Source organism: Bartonella sp. AA2SXKL (genome assembly GCF_042197205.1).
Classification (GTDB): domain Bacteria; phylum Pseudomonadota; class Alphaproteobacteria; order Rhizobiales; family Rhizobiaceae; genus Bartonella.
The window spans coordinates 1-560 of the sequence record NZ_JBHIRN010000275.1; the positions used below are offsets into that span (position 1 = coordinate 1).

Annotated in this window: 1 protein-coding gene; it reads left to right on the forward strand. The window is 42.5% G+C overall.

The window, feature by feature from the left end; all coding sequences use genetic code 11:
• Positions 1 to 560: autotransporter outer membrane beta-barrel domain-containing protein (locus ACFINS_RS11210; protein WP_375706312.1), on the forward strand; the 560-nt coding region annotated here is incomplete at both ends.

Sequence of the window (560 nt, forward strand, 5' to 3'; positions counted from 1 at the left end):
ATGGTCAGTGACAGCCTATGGCGGTTTGCAGTGTGATACGGATTTTTATTTGGATGGTTTTTTATCCTATGGTTTGTTTAAGGGTGATGTGGTCACTCTTGCACGTGGCAAGACAGCAATATTAAAGGGAAAACCTCTCAGTGCTTCAGTGACTGCTGGTAAAGCTTTTATGGTAGGAGAGGAAGGTTTTGTTCTTGATCCGCAGGTTCAGGCTATTTATCAGCATATTCAGTTTGATAAGGCTCGTGATATTGACGATTTTGAGATTGAATTGGGGAAATTGGATCAATGGACGATGCGTGTTGGTGGACGTTTAACAAAGACCTTTTCTGCAACCGATGAGCCACGTGTTGTTTCCTTGTATGGCAAGCTGCATCTTGCGCATAGTTTTGGAAAAAAACAATCTGTCCATTTTGAAGACGCGTTCCAGTTGGGTGCTTTTGGTTCTTCTGTAGAAACTGGATTAGGTTTTAATGCTCGGTTGTCTTCAAACTTTACTCTTCACGGTGATCTGAGTTATCAGCAGAAGCTTACGAAGGCTGGTTTTTCAGGAGCGAGTT